The sequence below is a fragment of the Bacillus sp. PS217 genome, assembly GCF_037963535.1.
Taxonomy (GTDB): domain Bacteria; phylum Bacillota; class Bacilli; order Bacillales; family Bacillaceae; genus Bacillus; species Bacillus subtilis.
This window is the reverse complement of sequence record NZ_CP150157.1, coordinates 2,013,911-2,036,356: the sequence shown is the minus strand read 5'-3', so window position 1 is coordinate 2,036,356 and position 22,446 is coordinate 2,013,911. Positions and strand designations below refer to the sequence as shown.

Annotated in this window: 17 protein-coding genes, 1 tRNA gene and 1 pseudogene; 13 read left to right on the top strand and 6 right to left on the bottom strand. The window is 42.9% G+C overall.

Features of this window, described 5'->3' with window-relative positions; all coding sequences use genetic code 11:
• Positions 1-21: 21 nt before the first annotated feature.
• Positions 22-792, bottom strand: coding sequence for a hypothetical protein (locus tag NSQ83_RS10185; RefSeq protein ID WP_198878699.1), 771 nt, complete (start codon positions 790-792; stop codon positions 22-24).
• Between the two features lie 70 nt (positions 793-862).
• A complete protein-coding gene (locus NSQ83_RS10180) occupies positions 863-1,168 on the bottom strand; it encodes a DUF948 domain-containing protein (RefSeq protein ID WP_032721975.1) in 306 nt (101 codons plus the stop codon).
• Between the two features lie 152 nt (positions 1,169-1,320).
• Between NSQ83_RS10180 and NSQ83_RS10175 the strand changes: the two genes are divergently transcribed.
• The 4 genes from NSQ83_RS10175 (at position 1,321) to proB (ending at position 4,850) form a co-directional block, all read left to right on the top strand.
• Positions 1,321-2,037 carry a 3-ketoacyl-ACP reductase gene (locus tag NSQ83_RS10175; protein WP_032721974.1) on the top strand — a complete coding sequence of 239 codons (717 nt, stop codon included), beginning with the start codon at positions 1,321-1,323 and terminating at the stop codon, positions 2,035-2,037.
• Positions 2,038-2,328: 291 nt separating this feature from the next.
• Positions 2,329-2,697, top strand: a complete 369-nt coding sequence (gene rtp, locus NSQ83_RS10170; RefSeq protein ID WP_003220337.1) for a replication termination protein — start codon at positions 2,329-2,331, stop codon at positions 2,695-2,697.
• A gap of 147 nt (positions 2,698-2,844) precedes the next feature.
• Positions 2,845-3,738 (top strand): pyrroline-5-carboxylate reductase, encoded by an 894-nt coding sequence (gene proC, locus NSQ83_RS10165; protein WP_080031110.1) that lies wholly within the window; start codon positions 2,845-2,847, stop codon positions 3,736-3,738.
• Positions 3,735-4,850, top strand: a complete 1,116-nt coding sequence (gene proB, locus NSQ83_RS10160; RefSeq protein ID WP_015714042.1) for a glutamate 5-kinase — start codon at positions 3,735-3,737, stop codon at positions 4,848-4,850. The genes proC and proB overlap by 4 nt, the downstream gene beginning before the upstream one ends.
• 50 nt (positions 4,851-4,900) lie before the next feature.
• Here the strand turns inward: proB and gltC are convergent, their stop codons facing one another.
• On the bottom strand, positions 4,901-5,803 hold the full coding sequence (gltC, locus tag NSQ83_RS10155; protein ID WP_004399246.1) for a glutamate biosynthesis transcriptional regulator GltC: 903 nt from the start codon (positions 5,801-5,803) through the stop codon (positions 4,901-4,903).
• A 146-nt stretch (positions 5,804-5,949) separates the two neighbouring features.
• On the opposite strand from gltC, the gene gltB reads away from it, so the two are divergent.
• The gene (gene gltB, locus NSQ83_RS10150; protein WP_198878700.1) at positions 5,950-10,512 is read left to right on the top strand and encodes a glutamate synthase large subunit; all 4,563 of its coding nucleotides are present in this window, start codon (positions 5,950-5,952) and stop codon (positions 10,510-10,512) included.
• A 16-nt stretch (positions 10,513-10,528) separates the two neighbouring features.
• Complete coding sequence (gene gltD, locus NSQ83_RS10145) at positions 10,529-12,010, top strand: glutamate synthase small subunit (RefSeq protein WP_014479972.1); 1,482 nt, start codon at positions 10,529-10,531, stop codon at positions 12,008-12,010.
• A gap of 56 nt (positions 12,011-12,066) precedes the next feature.
• Here gltD and NSQ83_RS10140 read toward each other — a convergent pair whose 3' ends face one another.
• Positions 12,067-13,056 carry a zinc-binding dehydrogenase gene (locus NSQ83_RS10140; RefSeq protein WP_198878701.1) on the bottom strand — a complete coding sequence of 330 codons (990 nt, stop codon included), beginning with the start codon at positions 13,054-13,056 and terminating at the stop codon, positions 12,067-12,069.
• A gap of 127 nt (positions 13,057-13,183) precedes the next feature.
• Between NSQ83_RS10140 and yofA the strand changes: the two genes are divergently transcribed.
• Positions 13,184-14,041 (top strand): LysR family transcriptional regulator YofA, encoded by an 858-nt coding sequence (gene yofA, locus NSQ83_RS10135; protein WP_198878702.1) that lies wholly within the window; start codon positions 13,184-13,186, stop codon positions 14,039-14,041.
• A gap of 163 nt (positions 14,042-14,204) precedes the next feature.
• Here the strand turns inward: yofA and ggt are convergent, their stop codons facing one another.
• Positions 14,205-15,968: a gamma-glutamyltransferase gene (gene ggt, locus NSQ83_RS10130; RefSeq protein ID WP_069322616.1), complete on the bottom strand. Its 1,764-nt coding sequence runs from the start codon at positions 15,966-15,968 to the stop codon at positions 14,205-14,207.
• Between the two features lie 184 nt (positions 15,969-16,152).
• Between ggt and NSQ83_RS10125 the strand changes: the two genes are divergently transcribed.
• From NSQ83_RS10125 to NSQ83_RS10115, 3 genes are all read left to right on the top strand, one after another.
• Positions 16,153-16,383: an excisionase family DNA-binding protein gene (locus tag NSQ83_RS10125; protein WP_003231472.1), complete on the top strand. Its 231-nt coding sequence runs from the start codon at positions 16,153-16,155 to the stop codon at positions 16,381-16,383.
• 315 nt (positions 16,384-16,698) lie between these two features.
• Positions 16,699-17,244 carry a site-specific integrase gene (locus NSQ83_RS10120; protein WP_003231473.1) on the top strand — a complete coding sequence of 182 codons (546 nt, stop codon included), beginning with the start codon at positions 16,699-16,701 and terminating at the stop codon, positions 17,242-17,244.
• Between the two features lie 52 nt (positions 17,245-17,296).
• A tRNA-Arg gene (locus NSQ83_RS10115) sits at positions 17,297-17,369 on the top strand.
• 93 nt (positions 17,370-17,462) lie between these two features.
• Here NSQ83_RS10115 and iseA read toward each other — a convergent pair.
• Entirely contained in the window at positions 17,463-18,008 is a 546-nt protein-coding gene (gene iseA / locus NSQ83_RS10110) for a DL-endopeptidase inhibitor IseA (RefSeq protein ID WP_004399558.1), read from the bottom strand.
• A 283-nt stretch (positions 18,009-18,291) separates the two neighbouring features.
• Here iseA and NSQ83_RS10105 point away from each other — a divergent pair.
• The 3 genes and pseudogenes from NSQ83_RS10105 to dacB all read left to right on the top strand — a co-directional run bounded on the left by NSQ83_RS10105 (position 18,292) and on the right by dacB (position 22,301).
• Positions 18,292-19,681, top strand: a pseudogene (locus tag NSQ83_RS10105) (MATE family efflux transporter).
• A 133-nt stretch (positions 19,682-19,814) separates the two neighbouring features.
• Positions 19,815-20,792, top strand: a complete 978-nt coding sequence (gene galM, locus NSQ83_RS10100; RefSeq protein ID WP_198878704.1) for an aldose 1-epimerase — start codon at positions 19,815-19,817, stop codon at positions 20,790-20,792.
• Between the two features lie 33 nt (positions 20,793-20,825).
• Positions 20,826-22,301 (top strand): D-alanyl-D-alanine carboxypeptidase/D-alanyl-D-alanine-endopeptidase, encoded by a 1,476-nt coding sequence (gene dacB / locus NSQ83_RS10095; RefSeq protein ID WP_173614124.1) that lies wholly within the window; start codon positions 20,826-20,828, stop codon positions 22,299-22,301.
• The last annotated feature ends 145 nt before the right edge of the window (positions 22,302-22,446 follow it).

Genomic DNA, 22,446 nt, shown 5'->3' with positions numbered 1-22,446 from the left:
TCTTTGTTTATCATATCCCTTTTATTTCCTCTTTTCTATAGTGAAATCAACCAATGCAGCAAAGGAGCGAATTTGTGTTTCTAGTTGCTCTTTGTTTTTGCTGAATTGTTTCAAACGATGGCCGTTCGCGCCTGATGGATGGGGAAAGCCGTTAAGGCAAATCAAATTCTGGAGGCTGTGCTGTCTGATCAATGTTTCACATACTGTTTCGGCCGCTTTTCCTAACGGAATGAGAAGAGCTGGTCCCGTCACATGGTTAAGCTCCGCAGGGAAGTGCCCAAAAGCATAAGTGCTTAGAATAGGAGAATGAGTGATAGCCGGTTTGTATCCGGTATAGTTTTTTTGCTGGATAAAGACAGGATATTTAATAACGGAAGTTGTATGGAGCATATGCCGTAATTCTCCAAAAAGCTTTGCGGCGCTTTGAATGCCAAAAGCTTGCGGCAGCCCGCATAAATCCAGCATGGTAATAAGGTTATGTCTCATCGATCCGGAGAAACCCGCTGCTATTTTTGTGTCTACTGCCATTTGCTCAAGAGTCCCGCCTTGCCGCAGGCTTTCGGCGGCTGTTTCGTACGCTGTCTTCATCTGGGAAAAACCAGGCGTGATCCCGGCAATCACAAGCGAGGCATCCCGATTGATAAATTCATTATGAGGTGAATAGTAGATGCCAAGTTCGTTTTCTTGATGGAGACGAAATGGATCAGTAAGTAAATCGGACTTTGTAAATGAAGAGGGAAGAAAATGTACTTTTTCTGCGAACTCCTTTAAGCAGCTGCGGTTTATAATCATGTGTAAGCCTCCTCGAAAAATGAGATCCCATTTGTCCATTCTGATCGTAACAACGGGATCTCATTCATCCTTATCTGCTATTAAAATGTCCTGCCTGCCACACCTCTTTGACTGCTTGGGGAACTTCTTTCACTTCAGCTGCTGTCTGCTGAAACGCGTATTTTTTCATTTGGACATCATGCTGAATCTTCTTTTGTTTTTGCGTCAGCAGCTCTGCTTCTGTTTTTAATCCCTCGATTTGTTTTTGCATAGCCTGCGTAACAGAAGTGAGCTCCTTTAGTGCGGGGTCTATTTTTTTCTTGTTTTGGATCACATTAAACCCTAAAAATATGATAGAAATAGCCAATACTGCCAGGCTGATATAAACAATAACCATATGTTCACTCCTTTTTTCTTTTGTCATTACCCTGTTTCCGCTTTTTTAATCCAAAGAAATGATGATTGCACAGTTCGTTTGATTTGCGTATTGGATGTATTCTACTTATAATGTGATATCGTACATAGGTAAACAAAGAAAGGGTGCTTCAATTGCAAAGTTTACAAAATAAAACCGCCTTAATCACAGGCGGAGGCAGAGGGATCGGCCGTGCTACAGCTCTTGCTCTTGCGAAAGAAGGCGTAAATATTGGGTTAATCGGCCGGACTGCCGCTAATGTTGAAAAAGTGGCAGAAGAAGTCAAAGCGCTTGGTGTAAAAGCTGCATTTGCTGCTGCAGATGTAAAAGATGCCGAGCAGGTTAACCAAGCCGTCGCTCAAGTGAAAGAACAGCTTGGTGATATCGATATTCTCATTAATAACGCGGGAATCAGCAAATTTGGCGGTTTCTTAGATCTGTCAGCCGATGAATGGGAAAATATTATACAAGTCAACCTAATGGGTGTGTATCATGTGACTCGCGCGGTGCTTCCGGAAATGATCGAACGCAAAGCCGGAGATATCATTAATATTTCGTCTACAGCGGGCCAAAGAGGAGCTGCTGTAACAAGTGCTTATAGCGCTTCTAAATTTGCCGTTCTAGGGTTAACAGAGTCTCTTATGCAAGAAGTGAGAAAACATAATATCAGAGTCAGCGCGTTAACGCCGAGCACTGTCGCTAGTGATATGTCTATCGAATTGAACTTGACAGACGGTAATCCTGAAAAAGTGATGCAGCCTGAGGATCTTGCTGAATACATGGTGGCACAATTGAAATTAGATCCTCGTATTTTCATCAAAACAGCGGGATTATGGTCAACAAATCCGTAAAAATGAAAACCTGTCTTTCGACAGGTTTTTTTATTTGAATGAAATTCATACCGGCATATGCAAATCTGACAATCGTTTTAAATTGAAGCTGGCAGTGAATGTAGGTTATAATAGAACTAAGGAAACTATGTACCAAATGTTCAATATCCTATTTATTTTTCCACTGCACCTATAATCAGCAGCCATGAGATAACTGGACGATAAGTCTTTAATATTAAGGAGGAAAACAATAAAAGAAAATTGAATATTTAGTACATAGTGTTGTCAGTGACAGAAGAAGGAGTGCATATGATGAAAGAAGAAAAAAGGAGTTCTACAGGCTTTTTAGTGAAACAGCGCGCATTTTTGAAGCTTTATATGATAACGATGACAGAGCAAGAGAGACTCTATGGGTTAAAGCTGCTTGAAGTACTTCGGTCTGAATTTAAAGAGATTGGTTTTAAACCAAATCATACAGAAGTATACCGGTCTTTGCATGAGCTTCTTGATGACGGGATATTAAAACAAATTAAAGTAAAAAAAGAAGGGGCTAAGCTCCAGGAAGTCGTCCTCTATCAATTTAAAGATTACGAAGCTGCCAAGCTATATAAAAAACAGCTGAAGGTAGAGCTGGATCGCTGTAAAAAACTGATTGAAAAAGCTCTCTCAGATAATTTTTAATAGAAACAAACACCCGGCGCAGCAGTATGAACCGGGTGTTTTCTGCTTTTCATTATACATATTTGTCGAAAAGAAACAATACAAATCAATGATGACCTTCAAACTTGACATCATTTCCTCACGTGGTAACATTTTAAACGTGTGAAAATGCGAACAAAAAAGCGAACAAAGGAGATGTTACCGATCTTTGATCAAAAGAAAGTAGCCTTTATAGGAGCAGGATCTATGGCGGAAGGAATGATATCAGGTATCGTTCGTGCCAACAAAATCCCGAAACAAAACATCTGCGTTACAAACCGCAGCAATACAGAGCGATTAACTGAACTTGAACTTCAATATGGAATCAAAGGCGCCTTGCCGAACCAACTATGTATTGAAGACATGGATGTACTCATTTTGGCAATGAAGCCAAAAGACGCCGAAAACGCTCTGTCATCACTAAAATCACGTATTCAACCCCATCAATTAATATTGTCGGTCCTTGCCGGCATAACCACCTCTTTTATTGAACAATCATTGCTTAATGAACAGCCGGTTGTCAGAGTGATGCCCAACACTTCCAGTATGATTGGCGCTTCTGCAACAGCTATTGCCCTTGGCAAATATGTGTCGGAAGACCTGAAGAAGCTGGCCGAAGCATTGCTCGGATGCATGGGCGAAGTCTATACAATCCAAGAAAATCAAATGGATATATTCACCGGAATTGCAGGCAGCGGCCCCGCGTATTTTTATTATTTAATGGAATTCATTGAAAAGACAGGCGAGGAAGCGGGCCTCGATAAACAGTTATCTCGAAGCATCGGCGCACAGACACTTTTAGGTGCCGCAAAAATGCTCATGGAAACAGGAGAACATCCTGAGATCTTAAGAGATAATATCACGTCACCTAACGGAACGACAGCAGCGGGGCTGCAAGCCTTGAAAAAAAGCGGCGGCGGAGAAGCGATTTCTCAAGCGATAAAGCATGCGGCTAAGCGTTCAAAGGAAATCAGCGAAGGTATCGAAAAAACTGCAGCGCCGCTATCAGGAGTGATAAAGTGACGCCTGATACAAGCATGAAAAGAGTCGTTGTGAAGATTGGAAGCAGTTCATTAACAAGCCTTCATGGAGAAATCAGCATTCGTAAATTAGAAGCGCTGGTCGACCAGGTCGTCAAACTCAAAGACGCCGGTTATGAAGTGATTTTGGTTTCCTCAGGCGCAGTGGCGGCGGGATATCGGAAGCTCGGATTTATCCAAAGGCCCGAGAAGCTTCCAGAAAAACAAGCATCAGCTTCAATCGGCCAGGGATTGCTGATGGAGGCTTATTCAAAGCTGTTTTTGGCACACGGCTATGTCGCATCCCAAATTTTAATTACGAGAAGCGATTTTTCTGATGAATATCGATACAACAATGTCAGGAATACAATGAATGTACTGCTCGAGCGCGGCATCATCCCGATCATAAACGAAAATGACACAGTTACCGTCAATCGGCTCAAGTTTGGCGACAATGATACGCTCGCAGCAAAAGTCGCAGGATTGATTGATGCAGATATGCTTGTGATTTTATCAGATATCGACGGATTATATGACGGCAATCCGCGCACAAATCCAGAAGCGAAAAGGATACAGCGGGTGAGTGAAATAACACCTGACATCGAAGCATGCGCAGGTGACACTGGAAGCATCGTTGGCACCGGCGGCATGCGCTCTAAGCTTGATGCGTTTAAAATCGTAATGGCGTCTGGCATTAAAGGTTTCCTAGGTCAGGCAGATGTCGGCGATATTTTATATCACGCCGTTCATGAACAGGCGGAAGGCACCTATTTTGAAGCAGAAGGAACGCTTCCGTTGAATCAAAAGGAGCAATGGATCGCTTTTAATTCCGGTCCGGAAGGTGAAATGATTTTATCAGATGATTGTTCACGAAAAATAACAAACGGCCAATCGAGTTTATACCTAGACGGTGTACAGAAGATTAAAGGGAAATTTAAAAGCGGTTCAGTTGTTCGGCTAATGGATTCAAAAGGGACGGAAATCGGCCTTGGAATCGTCAATTACTCTTCTGTACAGCTTCAAGAACCGGAAAAGAACAAGGAACTGACAAACAGAGCTCTAATTGATCAAGAAGCCTTTGTTTGCCATGTGGATTTTTCTTTACCTGTAAATTAATTTGCAGAAAAAAACCCGAAGCTTCTATATAGAAGCTCGGGTTCATTTTTTTATTGATACTGCTCCAGCTTAGAGAAAAATTGAATGACAAACTCATAAAAATCATTCGCGGAAGGCGCAAGCTCTCTATTTTTCGGTTTAATGATTCCGACAGTCCGTTTTACTTGAGGGAACTCAATTGGAATTTTCACAGTAAAACGAGGTGTTGTTTCAGCAAAAGTACTTTCAGGCAGAAGGGTAACGCCCATTCCTGCGGACACTAACCCTTTGATCGCATCCAAATCCTCACCCTCCGTGGAAACGAGAGGAGCAAAGCCTGCTTGTTTGCAAGTATCGATTGCCATCTCTCTAAGTACAAATCCTTCCGGGAACAATACAAATTGGTCGTTGCGCAAATCGATTAAATGAACCGTTTTTTGTTTAGCAAGCGGATGATTTAATGGAACAAGCGCGTAAATTTTTTCAGTAAATAATATTTTTCCCGTTATGTCAGAGAAATTCGTCGGCACCGGTCCTAATAAGGCCAGATCAATATCGCGGTTTCTGACAGCTTCAATCAGAAACTTATAGGAGCCTTGGCGCAGCAAAAATTCGACGTGCGGATATTCTTCTTTAAACGCTGAAATGACAGTCGGCAAAAGCTGGCTGGCGAGGCTTGTAGGAAAGCCGATCTTTACCGTTCCGCGATGCGGGTCAAGATACTCATCAATTTGCTCTTTCGCATAATCAATGGCTTTCATCGCCGTTTTCACATGAATCAAAAATTCTTTTCCGATTGGCGTGAGTTTGATATTTCTCCCTTCACGCTCAAATAAGGTCACATTTAATTCTTCTTCAAGATTGGCAATTTGTCTGCTGATTGCTGATTGGGCCACATGCAAATGATCAGCGGCTTCTGAAACGTGTTCTCTTTCAGCCACCTCCATGAAATAACGCAGTTGGCGCAGCTCCATGTTTGTCTCACATCCATCTATCTCATTTTGAGATTCTTTTGATCTAAATTATATATTGTTTATATCGTTTTGAAAACCTACAATGATTATAGAGTTGTTAGATTTTATGACCGGTATTATCGGAAATTGATCGGGGGAGAGGAATTATGACGTACAATCAAATGCCAAAAGCTCAAGGTCTCTACCGTCCTGAATTTGAACATGATGCATGCGGAATCGGCCTATATGCACACTTAAAGGGCAAGCAGACTCACGACATTGTCAAACAAGGACTCAAGATGCTTTGCCAGCTAGACCATAGAGGAGGGCAAGGCAGTGATCCGGATACAGGAGACGGAGCCGGCTTACTGGTTCAAATCCCTGATGCTTTCTTTAGAAAAGAGTGCAAAGACATCAATCTGCCAGAAAAAGAACGTTACGGGGTAGGAATGGTCTTTTTCTCACAGAAAGAAGATGAAAGAAAAAAAATTGAAAAGCAAATCAATGCACTGATTGAACAAGAAGGCCAAGTCGTTCTTGGATGGAGAACTGCACCTGTAAATGTCGGAAAAATCGGAACAGTAGCGCAAAAAAGCTGTCCGTTTGTCCGTCAGGTATTTATCGGCGCAAGTTCTGATCTAAAGGACAATTTATCTTTTGAACGAAAATTGTATGTCATTCGTAAACAGGCTGAAAATTGGGGAGTAACGGAAGATCTTGATTTTTATTTTGCCAGTCTTTCAAGCCAGACCATTGTTTACAAAGGCCTTTTAACACCTGAACAGGTTGATGCATTTTATTCTGATCTGCAAGACGAAGCATTCGTTTCTGCTTTTGCGCTCGTTCATTCACGCTTCAGTACCAATACATTCCCTACATGGGAAAGAGCGCATCCTAACCGTTATTTGGTTCACAACGGTGAAATTAACACCCTTCGCGGAAATATCAACTGGATGAGAGCACGTGAGCAGCAATTTGTTTCTGAAAGCTTCGGTGAGGACTTAAACAAGATTTTGCCGATTCTCAATGCTGATGGCAGTGACTCTTCCATTTTGGATAACGCATTTGAGTTTTTTGTGATGGCTGGACGCAAACCGGCACATACGGCAATGATGCTCATTCCAGAGCCTTGGACGGAAAATACGCATATGTCCAAGGAAAAAAGGGCGTTCTACGAGTACCATAGCTCCCTGATGGAGCCTTGGGACGGACCGACAGCCATTTCATTTACTGACGGTAAACAAATCGGGGCAATCCTTGACCGGAATGGTCTCCGTCCGGCCCGTTATTATGTCACAAAAGATGATTATATTATTTTCTCATCTGAAGTAGGCGTTATTGAAGTTGAACAGGAGAACGTTTTATATAAAAACCGCCTTGAGCCTGGGAAAATGCTTTTAATCGACCTGGAAGAAGGCCGTATTATCTCCGATGAGGAAGTCAAAACACAAATTGCAACTGAGTATCCGTACCAAAAATGGCTTGAAGAAGAGCTTGTACAAGTAAATCCTGATCCGGAGTCAAGAGAAGAAGAACAATTTAGTGATCTTCTTACTCGCCAGAAGGCATTCGGATACACATATGAGGATATCCAAAAGTATCTAATTCCTGTTATTAAAGAAGGCAAAGATCCCCTTGGTTCAATGGGGAATGACGCTCCGCTTGCTGTACTATCTGACCGAGCGCAATCACTGTTTAACTACTTTAAACAGCTGTTTGCACAAGTAACGAACCCGCCAATCGACGCGATTCGTGAGCAGCTTGTCACTTCAACGATGACTTGGCTCGGTGCGGAAGGCGATCTTCTTCATCCGAGTGAACGAAATGTTCGCCGGATTAAACTGTATACACCTGTTTTATCCAATGAACAGTTTTACGCATTGAAAACGATTGTTCATCCTGATTTAAAAAGCCAAAAAATTGATGTGCTGTTTTCAGAGGATCTTGAACGCGGATTAAAGGACATGTTCACACAAGCAGAGAAAGCCATCAGCCAAGGCGTAAGTTTGTTAATTTTATCAGACAAAAAGATGAACGAACGACTGACACCAATTCCGCCGCTTCTGGCAGTAAGCGCGCTGCACCAGCACTTAATCCGCAAAGGGCTGCGTACGAAGGTCAGCATTATTGTGGAATCGGGAGAAGCACGTGAAGTGCATCACTTTGCAGCGTTAATCGGTTATGGCGCAGATGCGATTAACCCTTATCTCGCTTATGCGACCTACAAGCAGGAAATTGATGAAGGCCGTTTGGATATCAGCTATGAAGAAGCGGTCAGCAAATATGGAAAAAGCATTACTGAGGGCGTCGTAAAAGTGATGTCCAAGATGGGAATTTCAACTGTGCAAAGCTACAGAGGCGCCCAAATCTTTGAAGCGGTAGGAATCAGCCGCGATGTGATCGACCGCTATTTCACAGGTACTGCATCACAGCTAGGCGGCATCGATTTACAAACAATTGCAGAAGAGGCACAGCGCCGCCACCGGGAAGCGTATCAGGATGATTACAGCAAAACGCTTGAACCGGGAAGTGACTTTCAATGGAGAAATGGCGGAGAGCATCATGCGTTTAATCCGAAAACGATTCATACTTTGCAATGGGCGTGCCGCAGAAATGATTACAATCTGTTTAAACAGTATACAAAAGCGGCTGATGAAGAACGCATCGGATTTTTGCGGAACTTGTTCGCATTTGACGGAAACCGCAAGCCTTTGAAGTTGGAGGAGGTTGAATCCGCTGAATCGATTGTCAAACGTTTTAAAACGGGTGCGATGTCATTCGGGTCCTTGAGTAAGGAAGCGCACGAAGCTTTAGCAATCGCAATGAACCGTCTTGGAGGAAAAAGCAACAGCGGTGAAGGCGGAGAAGATCCCAAACGCTTTGTTCCAGATGAGAACGGCGATGATAGAAGAAGTGCGATCAAACAAATTGCATCCGGACGGTTTGGTGTCAAAAGCCATTACCTCGTCAATGCTGATGAGCTGCAGATTAAAATGGCTCAAGGTGCTAAGCCGGGTGAAGGCGGGCAGCTTCCTGGCAACAAGGTATATCCATGGGTTGCCGATGTCCGCGGGTCAACGCCAGGTGTCGGATTAATCTCACCTCCGCCACACCATGACATTTATTCGATTGAGGATTTAGCCCAGCTGATCCACGATTTGAAAAATGCCAACCGTGACGCAAGAATCAGCGTAAAGCTGGTGTCAAAAGCAGGTGTAGGAACAATCGCTGCAGGTGTTGCCAAAGCGACTGCAGATGTCATTGTGATCAGCGGCTATGACGGAGGTACAGGCGCTTCTCCGAAAACCAGTATTAAACATACAGGGCTTCCGTGGGAGCTTGGCCTTGCAGAAGCACATCAAACACTAATGCTGAACGGACTTCGTGACCGTGTTGTATTAGAAACAGACGGAAAGCTCATGACGGGCCGCGACGTTGTGATGGCTGCCTTGCTCGGCGCCGAAGAATTTGGTTTCGCAACGGCTCCGTTAGTTGTACTCGGCTGTGTCATGATGCGTGCCTGCCATTTGGATACATGCCCTGTCGGTGTAGCGACACAAAATCCAGAGCTTCGCAAAAAGTTCATGGGAGATCCTGACCATATTGTGAACTATATGCTGTTCATTGCCGAAGAAGTTCGTGAGTATATGGCTGCGTTAGGCTTCAAGACATTTGATGAAATGATCGGCCGCACTGATGTACTTCATGTAAGTGAACGGGCAAAGGAGCACTGGAAAGCAAGCCAGCTTGATTTGTCTACCCTTCTTTATCAGCCTGATGGGGTGCGGACGTTCCAATCGCCGCAAAATCATAAAATTGATCAATCACTTGATATTACAGCGATTCTCCCGGCCGTACAAGAAGCCATCGAATCTGGAAAAGAAGCGGAAGTTTCTATCGAAATCAACAATACAAACCGTGTAGCCGGAACGATAACCGGCAGTGAAATCTCAAAGCGTTACGGAGAAGAAGGTCTTCCTGAAGATACAATCAAGTTGCACTTTACCGGATCAGCCGGCCAAAGCTTTGGAGCTTTCGTTCCTAAAGGGATGACGCTTTATTTAGACGGAGACTCAAATGATTACGTCGGAAAAGGGCTTTCTGGCGGAAAAATCATCGTCAAGTCACCAGAAGGATTCAACTCTGCTTCGGATGACAATGTCATTATCGGCAACGTGGCTTTTTACGGTGCGACAAGCGGAGAAGCATATATTAACGGACGTGCTGGTGAACGCTTTGCCGTTCGAAACAGCGGTGTGAACGTAGTTGTAGAAGGCATCGGCGACCACGGCTGTGAATACATGACTGGCGGCAGCGTTGTCGTTCTCGGTGATGTAGGCAAAAACTTTGCGGCAGGTATGTCCGGCGGAATCGCTTATGTACTGACCGAAGATGTCAAAGCGTTTAAACGCAAATGCAACCTTGAGATGATTTTATTTGAATCATTAGAGGATGAGAAAGAAATCCAGCAAATCAAAGCAATGCTTGAAAGACATACTGCGTATACAAACAGCCAAAAAGCAGAAGATCTGCTAGATCAATGGGAAGACAGTGTGAAAAAATTCGTCAAAGTCATTCCGAAAAACTATAAACAAATGCTCGCAAGCATCGAAGAGCAAAAAGCTGCAGGTTTATCAGATGAAGAAGCCATCATGTTCGCTTTTGAGGCCAACACGAAGCCAAAGCAGAATACAGCAGCATCGGGACAAAAACAAGCGGTAGTACAGTAAGGAAGGGGAGAGGAACATGGGGAAACCAACTGGATTTATGGAGATCAAACGAGAAAAACCTGCGGAGCGGGACCCTCTCACTCGCTTAAAGGATTGGAAAGAATATTCTGCTCCTTTTTCAGAAGAAGCATCGAAACGGCAAGGGGCGCGGTGTATGGATTGCGGTACACCGTTTTGCCAGATCGGTGCGGACATTAACGGATTTACATCCGGCTGTCCGATTTACAACTTAATTCCTGAATGGAATGATCTTGTCTACCGGGGCAGATGGAAGGAAGCATTGGAACGTCTGTTGAAAACAAACAACTTTCCTGAATTCACAGGGCGGGTATGTCCCGCTCCTTGTGAAGGATCATGCACTTTAGCGATTTCAGACCCGGCCGTATCAATTAAAAACATCGAGCGGACCATTATCGATAAAGGATTTGAGAACGGCTGGATTCAACCTAGAATTCCAAAAAAACGAACAGGCAAAAAAGTTGCTATCGTCGGGTCGGGCCCAGCCGGACTGGCGAGTGCTGACCAGCTGAATCAAGCGGGGCATTCTGTCACTGTTTTTGAGCGCTCAGACAGAGCGGGCGGCCTTTTAACATACGGCATTCCAAACATGAAGCTTGAGAAGGGCATTGTAGAACGCCGAATTAAATTGCTGACGCAAGAGGGAATTGATTTTGTCACGAACACAGAAATCGGTGTTGATATTACAGCTGATGAGCTAAAGGAGCAATTTGATGCTGTGATCCTATGCACAGGCGCTCAAAAACAGCGGGACCTCTTAATTGAAGGACGCGACTCAAAAGGAGTCCATTACGCAATGGACTACCTGACACTTGCAACAAAAAGCTATTTAGATTCTAATTTTAAAGACAAGCAATTCATTGATGCTAAAGGGAAGGATGTCATCGTAATCGGAGGCGGAGATACAGGAGCTGACTGTGTGGCTACTGCTCTGCGTCAAAAAGCCAAAAGCGTGCACCAATTCGGCAAACACCCGAAACTTCCGCCAGCCCGCACGAATGACAATATGTGGCCTGAACAGCCACACGTCTTTACGCTTGAATATGCATACGAGGAAGCAGAAGCAAAATTCGGAAGAGATCCGAGAGAATACTCCATTCAAACGACAAAAATGGTTGCGGATAAAAACGGAAAGCTGAAAGAGCTTCATACCATCCAAATGGAAAAAGTGAAAAATGAGCATGGGAAATACGAGTTCCGCGAGCTGCCTGGAACGGAAAAAGTATGGCCTGCTCAGCTTGTCTTTATCGCTATCGGCTTTGAAGGCACAGAACAGCCGCTGTTGAAACAGTTCGGTGTTGATTCTGTAAATAACAAAATCAGTGCAGCATATGGGGATTATCAAACAAATATCGATGGTGTATTCGCCGCAGGGGATGCAAGAAGAGGGCAAAGCTTAATCGTATGGGCGATTAATGAAGGCCGAGAAGTGGCGCGTGAAGTGGATCGATATTTGATGGGGAGTTCAGTTCTTCCGTAAATAAAGGGGATTATCATATAAGAGAAACCGGTCTGGCTGCCAGCCGGTTTCTTTTTTTATTCCATTACGATCCCGATGTTTCCAAACTGTCTGCCTTCCTGCATTCTTTTATATGCTTCACATGCTTTTTCTAAAGGATATATCCGGTCAATTACAGGCCGCAGCTTATGTTTGTCAATGAAAGCGAGCATAGCTTGAAATTCCTCACCGCTTCCCATCGAGGTTCCCAAAACATTGACCTGAGGAAAGAATAGAGAACGCACCGGAAAACTGAGATTATCCCCTGAGCTTGCCCCAAAGCTGACAATACGGCCATTTGGTTTTACATGGCGGAAGTATTCCGAAAAGAGGGCAGGTCCTATGCTGTCAAGAACAACATCCGCCTTTTTTCCCTGCAACTGCTCATCCCAATTGCTGTAGCTGTCAAATGCGTAATCAGCACCTAATTTCAGCGCCTTTTTTCTTTTCTCCTCACTGCGGGAGGTCACGCTTACTGTTGCCCCAATCGCCTTAGCCATAAATAAAGCGTAGGTTGCTACACCGCTGCCGATGCCGGGTATCAATAGATGCTCGCCTTTTTTTAATTGCCCCTTTGTAAACAGAGCCCGATATGCAGTTAAAGCGGATAAAGGTAAAACGCCCGCTTCTTCCCAAGATAAATAAGCAGGTTTTTTGATTGCATTTTGTGAAGGAATGATCACATATTCAGCAAGTGTTCCGTCCGAAGGACCTCCCAGAATCTCAGGTACAGGTGGAACATTTTCTGTCAAATCCCAGTTCAATGTCGGGAAAATGACTACTTCTGTCTGAACAGTAACATTTTTCACGCCTTCACCAATCTCTTCGATGATACCCGCGCCGTCAGAACCCAGTATTATGTGAGGATCTTGTTCAGATTTGTTTTTCATAAGAAACAAGTCACGATGATTCAGGCCTGCAGATTTTAATTTAACCTTTACCTCTCCGTATCCAGGCTTTGTTGATGGAACGTCCTGAACTGATAACCCCAGAAGACCGGCTTTTCCGTTGTGAATTACAGCTTTCATGCTGTCTGCCTCCTCATTAATTGTATTTTCATATCTTTACATATTTTACATAGCGGTTTTCTTCGAGTAAAATGAACAAATATGATAGCCAATATCACTTTTCATCATAGCAAGCAGGTGAGAGCGCGTGGAAAGCGGAGATTTAAAGATTTTTCAGGCTGTTGCTCGCGAAGGAAGCATAACGAAAGCAGCCCAAATGCTGAATTATGTTCAGTCGAATGTGACAGCCAGAGTGCATAACCTTGAGGAAGATTTGAATATCAGGCTTTTTCATCGAACGAATCGGGGAATGAAGCTGACTGCTGCAGGAGAAAATCTTTTACAATATGCAGATCAAGTATTATCGCTGTTAGACCAAGCTGAAAAATCGACCCGAATGAGCAGGCAACCAAAAGGGCCTTTGCGGATCGGATCACTGGAAACGACGGCGGTAACGCATCTGCCTGAGCATGCAGCATCCTTCCTCAGGCGTTATCCTGAAGTGGATTTATCAGTGAACACAGCTGATACGCATCATTTGATTCAACAGGTTCTTGATCATAAAGTTGATGGCGCTTTTGTATATGGGCCGGTTGAACACGCTGCAGTTAGACAACTCCATGTCTCCCATGATGAATTAGTTTTGATTTCATCACGAGAAGGGACGGCAGAAGACATGCTTCAGCAGCCGATGCTCTTTTTTGGGGCTGGCTGTTCTCATCGTGACAGGGTCAAAAGATTACTAGAGGAAGCAGGCATACACAATCAAAAAATCATAGAGTTTGGCACATTGGAGGCTATTATAAAAGGTGTTTCCGCCGGGATGGGTACGGCGCTGCTCCCAAAGTCCGCTGTTGACTGCTCCGAGCATCGTACAAATGTATGGATTCATCAATTGCCGCCATCATATCAAGACTTAGAGATCGTCTTTATATACAGGAAAGACTTTTTTATTACGAGTGCGTTTCAGACATTTCTTGATGAGATAAACGAAATGAAAAGATGAAAATAGACGTGCATTAGCAGAATAAAGACGTTTGTCAAAGAAGCAGTCATCATTCTGTCATTTTGGATTGCAATCAGGGATACAGAGCATCAGCAATGCTCGTTGTTATTAAAGATCAGCATGAAAAAACTGTACTCATTTGAAGCGAGTACAGTTTTTTAATTTATTTACGTTTTAAATTAATGCCGATCGCCGCGCCGTTTCTGCTTGAATCAGCTACACCTTTAAAGGTGCCGTTTTCATGGTCGATCGATATGCTTTGCACGTTTCCAATATCCACCGGACTTGTGCCAAATTTGTGGCCCATACCGTTTAGCTTGCTGAGGACATCTTTAGGAACTCCGTCTTCGTAACGGTAAGAGCTCATGCTGTTTGTATAAATTCTCGGCTCTTCAACAGCTGCTTTTAATTCCATACCATATTCAATGTGGTAGAGAATGGTTTGCAAAACGGATGAAATAATTGTAGCCCCGCCAGGAGATCCAACAGTGAGGACAGGCTTGTCATCCTTAAATAAAATCGTCGGGGTCATGCTGCTTAAAGGCCGTTTGTTTGGCTGTACTTCGTTAGCTCCGCCTGGTATCGCATCAAAATCCGTTAATTCATTGTTTAGGATGACACCGTAATCAGGGACCATAATACCCGTTCCGAATAGCTGTTCGATTGTTGTTGTATAAGAAACAACATTTCCCCAACGGTCAGCAACTGTAAAGTGGGTTGTTTGGCCTTCTACTTTGTCTTTCGGCTGTTCAACTTGTTTATAGTTTGCTGATCCTTCTTGGTATTTCCAAGGGTCACCGGCTTTCGGTTTTTTATTCACTTGATCTAGGTTGATTAATTGCTGGCGTTCTTTAATATAATCGGGGTGAAGCAGGCCTTTGAGAGGAACATTTACAAATTCGGGATCACCTGCGTAAGACGCACGGTCGGCATATGACAAATGCATCGTTTCAGCAAGCAGCTGATATTTTTCCCATGAGCGGACATCGTATTGTGAAAGGTTAAAATGATCAAGGATTTTTAGCATTTGCAATAAGAAAATACCGCCGGAGCTTGGAGGAGGAGTAGTAGCGATTTGATAGCCTTGATAATCTCCCCAAATCGGTTCATCAATTGTAATGTCGTAATTTTCTAAATCTTTTTCTGTCATTGATCCGCCGAAATCCTGGACAGTGTCAGAAAGCGTCTTGGCGAATTTTCCTTTATAAAAAGCGTCAGTGCCTTTGGAGCGAATAAGCTTAAATGTTTTAGCCAAATCCTTTTGAATAAGGGTATCTCCTTCTTTAAGCGGTTCGCCATTTGGTAAAAATACATCTTTTGCGGCAGTCCGTGAAAGTTTTTCCTGATATTCAGAAATGGCATCTGCCAACACCGAATCAATCGGAAAGCCTTTTTCAGCGAGTTTAATAGAAGGGGTAATTAATTGCTTCATCGAACGGGTTCCCCATTTATCCAAGGCTTCTTCCAGCCCTTTCAGAGTGCCTGGAACACCAACTGCAGTACCTTTTGTTACACGTTCAGAGAAAGGAATTGCTTTGCCGTTTTCGTCCAGAAACATATCAGGAGTTGCGCCTGCTGGAGCACGCTCACGGCTGTCGATTATCGTTGTATCCTTCGTTTTTCCGTCATACACCATCATAAAACCGCCGCCGCCAATGCCTGACATCATCGGCTCTGTTACATTGAGTGCAAATTGAATGGCAACCGCTGCGTCAATAGCATTTCCTCCTTTTTTCAACACATCAGCACCGATTTCAGAAGCAAGAGGATGTGCGGTCGCAACCATGCCGTCTTTTCCTACATCTACTTGTTTGTACTCATCGTAGCTTTTAGGCGGTTTTTTAGCTTCCGCGTGAAAAGGGACACTTCCAGCGACTAACAGAACACTAAGCAGAGCTGTTAAACAGACGTTCCACGTTCTTTTCATGTTCTCCCTCCTATATGAAGCTGTATTGTTACAATCTTAGCGTAAAAAAATTACAGCGTTTTCACAAGTGACAAATGGTATATTATATAGTACATAAAGCCGTTTTTCTGTGCAAAATTGATTATATTGATATGAGCCATGTGCTATATTAGAATCAGCATACGGATTAAGAAGGGACTGCTATATGTATTTAACGATTGAAGAAACAGCAGAATATACAAATCTTTCAGAGGATTATATTAAAAGCTTGGTGCTCGAAGGGAAAATCAGAGCCGTTCATGACGGGGAGCAATTTTTGATTTATAAGGAACAGTTCAAAACGCATCTCGAACAGCTGGAGAATTACAAAGCACTGGTGCAGGAAATATTAAATGAACCGATCCCGGAAGATATTGATGTAAAGGATGAGGATTAGGACACAATTTGAAATTGTGTCTTTTTTTGTATATTTTTGCGGAAGCTCCAGAAAATTGGGAGTGTCAGATTTCGTTTTAAGAGGTTTTTTGATGATTAGTATGGGGATAAGTATCCAAGAGGTTAAAAGCTTTATAAGAGGCTTTAAAGCTTATTTTATAGGGTGAAGGTTTTAAGAAGCTTTTTTAAAAGCTTATGTAACACTATGTATATTATGTTACATAAATGCCGCCGCACTTTGACATTCAACGTTTTTCAGCTATAATAGTAACATAGACCTCAAAACGTTACATAACGGTTTTTAAGGAGTTTTTTGATGCATATTGTACAGCCGATTCGCAGTCTAGAAAAAATCCAAGAAGTCAAACAGTATTTGCTTAACAAAAACAAGCGGGATTATTTTCTGTTTATTTTCGGCATCAACAGCGCGCTCCGCATTTCTGATATTCTGCCGCTGCAAGTGAAGGACGTTCAAAATAAAGATCATTTATGGGCGACTGAAAGCAAAACGAAAAAGAAAAGAAAGATTCTTATTTTAGAATCGCTGAAACAGGAAATATACGAGTATACGAAAGACATGAAGGAAAACGAATATCTTTTTAAATCAGTGCGGACCAGGAAGCCGATTTCCCGCATACAGGCCTACAGAATTTTAAGAGAGGCCGCTGCGGCGTGCGGACTTGAGGAGATAGGAACGCATACACTCCGGAAAACGTTTGGCTATCATTTTTATCAGCGAACGAAAGACATCGCCGAGCTGCAGAGAATACTGAATCATTCATCACCATCAATTACAATGCGGTATATCGGTATTGATGAAGATACGACAAGAGCCGCATATAAGGTTTTTGGAGGGCTTTAATACAAATCGCTTGAAAATATTGATCATCAGAGCTACTATATAAATACCAAAAGCTCTAGTAGCACAGCGGATAGTGCAGCAGTTTCCTAAACTGCAGGTCGGGAGTTCGAATCTCTCCTAGAGCGTTATATTCACAAAAAGACAACAGGCACTTTTCGCCTGTTGTCTTTCTTTATGCAAACCAAATAAAAAACGCCCGCTTATACCGGGCGTTATTCTTATATAACTGCGTCAAATTGATTGACTTTCCATTTTTTATTTTCTTTCACAAATGTCACTTTCCGTTTTGCAGAAGGGGATCCGTCTAATGTAGGGACGGTAAATTCGTATGTGATTGTGCTGCCTTTTTTAGAGATCAGTTTAGCAGTTGATTTTTTCCAATTCAAAAGATTGTCTCCGTCACCGATTGGAACAGCAAGTTTTCCTTTTGAAACAGTGAAATGATAATCTTTAAAGCCTTTTTCGATTGCTGTTTTTGTAAAAATAGGAGTTAAATAATTCACCGCTTTTGCTTTAGTGCCTAGATCACTGCACATGTATACATATTGAAGATTTTGATACTCGAATGTGCCTGATGGGCAAACTGCTTTTTTCACCTTCGGATTGTGGCCGCTCATGGTGTTCCAAAAATGTTCTCTAGCGGATAATGCCAACTGTAATGCTTGTTTTTGTGATAAATCGCCTGATGTATTTTTCGCAAATGCATTTGTGCTTAATGACAGAATAAGTGCAATGGTTGTTAGAAATAGAAGACATTTTTTCATTATCGCTCTCTCCTTCAAAATCTCTTTCTCTTATGTTACAAATGTTACAATAATTACGTATAGATTACAATACTTTTGCATAAATTATTTTTTATTCTTTTACTCACAAAAAATACGCCATTACTTGCTAGTTTATTCTTCATATGCTAAAAAGATGTGTAAAATTAGAAGAATCGGGAAGGGTTTCATATGTGCAGTGATGAATAATAACATGTTACATATCCTGTTTTTGTCAAAAAGAGGGCATGTTTAAAAACGATTTCAAATAAAGGAGTCCTTTAATATGGAAACATCACAAGAACCTCTTGTAACTCAAAAGAAAAGCAAACCATCAGTTTGGCGGTCGATGTCACTCTTTTTAGTGCCGCTTCTGCTGAGCAATGTGCTGCAATCAGTCGGCCAGCTAGTCGGGATGATGGCTGTAGGCAGATGGCTCGGTGTTGATGCAGTGGCAGCTGTATCATCCTTTTTCCCGTTATTTTTTCTTTTAATCTCATTTACAATTGGGATCGGTTCAGGAAGTTCGATTCTGATCGGACAAGCTTACGGAGCGAAAAATGAGGAACGGCTAAAGGCTGTTGTCGGGACGACGCTCACGTTTACATTTTTATTAGGCGTTGTGTTAGCCGTCATCGGCAGTATTTTCACCCTGGATATCCTTCGTTTAATGGGCACGCCTGAAAATGTCATTCATGTCAGCGCTAACTATGCACGTATTTTATTTTATGCTATGCCGTTTATGTTTTTATATTTTGCATATACTACCTTTTTGCGCGGAACAGGAGATTCCAAGACACCGTTTTATACGCTGATTGTGAGCACGGTTATCAACATCGCGCTTTTGCCTGTCTTAATCCTTGGCATGTTTGGTCTTCCGAAACTGGGCATATACGGCTCTGCATATGCAACTGTCATTTCCACGATTGCGACTTTTCTCGTGTTAATGGTGTATTTACGAAAGCGAAAACACCCGCTGCAATTTGATAAAACAGTGCGTCGTTATTTGAAAATGGATAAGGAACTGCTGATTCTCCTGCTGCGTCTTGGGGTCCCAGCAAGCATCAATATGATTCTTGTCTCATTATCAGAGATAGCGGTTATTTCATTCGTCAATCATTACGGCTCTAATGCAACAGCTGCATACGGAGTGGTCAACCAGGTGGCCAGCTATGTACAGATGCCGGCCGTCAGCCTTGGTATTGCTGTTTCTATTTTCGCTGCGCAATCGATCGGAGCAAACGAGTTTGACCGCTTAAAGCAGGTCATTCGCGTTGGGATTTGGCTGAATTATATCATTGGCGGCGTACTGATCATTCTGATCTATGTTTTTTCACATCAGATTTTATCGTTATTTAACCGAGCAAGAGACGCTTTACATTGCGCACCGTCTTTTGATGATTACACTGTGGAGCTATTTGCTGTTTGGAAATGCCCAAATTATTTCTGCAACGATGCGGGCAAGCGGAACAGTTTTATGGCCGACCGTCATCAGTATTTTTGCAATCTGGGGAGTAGAGGTGCCTGTTGCTTTCGTCCTTTCTCACTATACAAAGCTTGAAATACTCGGCGTCTGGGTTGGTTATCCAGCTGCGTTTGCCATCAGCTTGCTGTTGATTTATGGGTATTATCAATTCGTCTGGAAAAAGAAACAAATCACACGTCTCATCCAATAGCCTCCGAATCACACCGTTCATAAGTTTGAACGGTGTTTTTTTATTTGATAGGGGAAAATATAAAATGGAGGAAATATGGTACAGTACATTGAATTCTTATACTAGCAATGAATCAAGGAGAGGTTGAGTAAACATGGCAAACTTTATTGAAAAAATGACTTATTTGGGAACACCGGCCATCAAAGCGGGCAACGAACATCTAGAAATGATTGTTGTCCCTGAGTGGGGGAGCAACGTCATTTCTCTCGTGGATAAAACAACAAATGTCCAGCTTTTGCGTGAACCGGAAACAGCAGAAAGTTTTCACGACACACCAACATTGTATGGCATTCCAATCCTGTTCCCGCCTAACCGCATAAGTGACGGTACATTCAGTTTCCGGGGCAGAACGTATCATTTTGATATCAACGAGAAGGATAAACACAACCATCTTCACGGGTTTCTTTACCATGAAAAGTGGAATGTCTTGACCACGAAGCAAACTGATGAAGAAGTGATTGTTGAAACAGAAATTGATCTTTCTGAGCTTCCCTATGTGCAGAAGCAATTTCCTCATCATGCCGTCGTTCGGATGACATACACAATCAAGGAGAATACCCTATTTAAACATGCGACGGTCATGAACAAAGGAAAGGAAGCGTTTCCTTGGGGAATTGGTTATCATACTACATTTATATTTCCGGCAGAAAGCTCATTATTTTCCCTGACAGCAGATCAGCAATGGGAGTTGGATGAACGCCTGCTGCCGACCGGGAAGCTGATGGATGTCCCGTATAAAGAAGCTTTGCATGAAGGAATGGATTTGCGCCACAAGCAGCTGGATGATGTCTTTTTATCTTCTTATCAGAAGAGGGGCGGAGAAAACCAGGCAGTCATTTATCATCAGCATGCACATATCAGCATTATTTATAAGGCAGATGAACAGTTTAAACATTGGGTTGTATACAATGCGGACGGAAAACAAGGGTATTTATGCCCTGAGCCTTACACATGGGTGACAAACGCAGTGAATCTTGATTTACCTTCGTCACTCACTGGTTTACAAGTGCTGGAGCCGGGAGAAGAAACGACAGCTAAAAGCAGTATCACCATTGAACTGAATCATCAATAGCTAATGATGAAGCGCAGAGAGGCGGGGAAATTAATGAAAAAAAGCATAAAGCTTTATGTTGCTGTTTTACTGCTTTTCGTCGTTGCTTCGGTGCCTTATATGCATCAGGCTGCGCTTGCCGCTGAAAAACAAGATGCACTTTCCGGGCAGATCGATAAGATTTTAGCTGATCATCCTGCCCTCGAAGGCGCAATGGCCGGCATCACCGTTCGCTCTGCGGAAACAGGTGCTGTTCTATATGAACATTCAGGAGACACCCGAATGAGGCCTGCCTCTTCTCTAAAGCTTTTGACAGCAGCCGCGGCACTTTCTGTCCTTGGCGAGAACTATTCTTTTACAACCGAGGTCCGGACGGATGGAAAACTGAAAGGGAAAAAGCTGAATGGTAACCTTTATTTGAAAGGGAAAGGCGATCCGACACTTTTACCATCTGATTTTGACAAAATGGCTGAGAAATTGAAACATTCCGGCGTAAAAGTAATTAAAGGCAATCTGATCGGTGATGATACGTGGCATGATGACATGCGATTATCACCTGATATGCCTTGGAGCGATGAATACACATATTATGGCGCGTCAATCTCCGCTCTAACAGCGTCTCCAAACGAAGACTATGATGCAGGCACTGTGATTGTTGAGGTCACCCCAAATCAAAAAGAAGGGGAAGAGCCCGCCGTGTCTGTCTCTCCGAAAACCGATTATATAACGATAAAGAACGATGCTAAAACGACTGCTGCCGGTTCAGAGAAAGACCTCACAATCGAAAGAGAGCATGGAACAAACACGATTACAATTGAAGGGAGCGTACCGGTTGACGCAAACAAGACAAAGGAATGGATTTCTGTCTGGGAGCCTGCCGGATATGCCTTAGATTTATTTAAGCAGTCACTAAAAAAACAAGGTATTACTGTGAAAGGGGACATCAAGACGGGTGAAGCACCTAGTTCTTCAGATGTGCTGCTCTCTCATCGCTCAATGCCTTTATCGAAACTTTTTGTGCCGTTCATGAAATTAAGTAATAACGGACATGCCGAAGTGCTCGTAAAAGAGATGGGGAAAGTGAAAAAAGGAGAAGGGAGCTGGGAAAAGGGGCTCGAAGTGTTAAACAGTACGCTTCCGGAATTTGGTGTTGATTCTAAATCACTCGTCTTAAGGGACGGATCAGGAATCTCACATATTGATGCTGTATCCTCAGATCAACTTTCACAGCTGTTATATGACATTCAGGATCAGAGTTGGTTCTCGGCTTATCTAAATTCTTTACCTGTTGCGGGCAATCCTGACAGAATGGTGGGCGGAACGCTGAGAAACCGCATGAAAGACACTCCTGCACAAGGAAAAGTAAGAGCAAAAACCGGATCGCTCAGTACGGTAAGCTCTCTATCGGGGTACGCAGAAACAAAGAGCGGAAAAAAACTTGTTTTCTCTATTCTTCTAAATGGATTGATTGATGAAGAGGATGGAAAAGATATTGAGGATCAAATCGCTGTCATTTTGGCAAATCAATAATAGCGGCAGACCTGTTTTCCAAGAGAAAACAGGTTTTTTTATGTCTGTAATAACGCTTTGTCGAACCTTCCAACAATTAGAAGAATGATGCGCAAAAGAAAATTAGTCCGATTAAAAAGTAGTGTATAAGACCTTATGTAAAACA

What these genes read in the sequence shown, in the direction of transcription:
- NSQ83_RS10185 (WP_198878699.1), bottom strand. Translation starts at nt 792, where the DNA reads ATGATTATAAACCGCAGCTGCTTAAAGGAGTTCGCAGAAAAAGTACAT.
- NSQ83_RS10180 (WP_032721975.1), bottom strand. Translation starts at nt 1,168, where the DNA reads ATGGTTATTGTTTATATCAGCCTGGCAGTATTGGCTATTTCTATCATA.
- rtp (WP_003220337.1), top strand. Translation starts at nt 2,329, where the DNA reads ATGAAAGAAGAAAAAAGGAGTTCTACAGGCTTTTTAGTGAAACAGCGC.
- proC (WP_080031110.1), top strand. Translation starts at nt 2,845, where the DNA reads ATGCGAACAAAAAAGCGAACAAAGGAGATGTTACCGATCTTTGATCAA.
- gltC (WP_004399246.1), bottom strand. Translation starts at nt 5,803, where the DNA reads ATGGAGCTGCGCCAACTGCGTTATTTCATGGAGGTGGCTGAAAGAGAA.
- gltB (WP_198878700.1), top strand. Translation starts at nt 5,950, where the DNA reads ATGACGTACAATCAAATGCCAAAAGCTCAAGGTCTCTACCGTCCTGAA.
- gltD (WP_014479972.1), top strand. Translation starts at nt 10,529, where the DNA reads ATGGGGAAACCAACTGGATTTATGGAGATCAAACGAGAAAAACCTGCG.
- NSQ83_RS10140 (WP_198878701.1), bottom strand. Translation starts at nt 13,056, where the DNA reads ATGAAAGCTGTAATTCACAACGGAAAAGCCGGTCTTCTGGGGTTATCA.
- ggt (WP_069322616.1), bottom strand. Translation starts at nt 15,968, where the DNA reads ATGAAAAGAACGTGGAACGTCTGTTTAACAGCTCTGCTTAGTGTTCTG.
- NSQ83_RS10125 (WP_003231472.1), top strand. Translation starts at nt 16,153, where the DNA reads ATGTATTTAACGATTGAAGAAACAGCAGAATATACAAATCTTTCAGAG.
- NSQ83_RS10120 (WP_003231473.1), top strand. Translation starts at nt 16,699, where the DNA reads ATGCATATTGTACAGCCGATTCGCAGTCTAGAAAAAATCCAAGAAGTC.
- iseA (WP_004399558.1), bottom strand. Translation starts at nt 18,008, where the DNA reads ATGAAAAAATGTCTTCTATTTCTAACAACCATTGCACTTATTCTGTCA.
- galM (WP_198878704.1), top strand. Translation starts at nt 19,815, where the DNA reads ATGGCAAACTTTATTGAAAAAATGACTTATTTGGGAACACCGGCCATC.
- dacB (WP_173614124.1), top strand. Translation starts at nt 20,826, where the DNA reads ATGAAAAAAAGCATAAAGCTTTATGTTGCTGTTTTACTGCTTTTCGTC.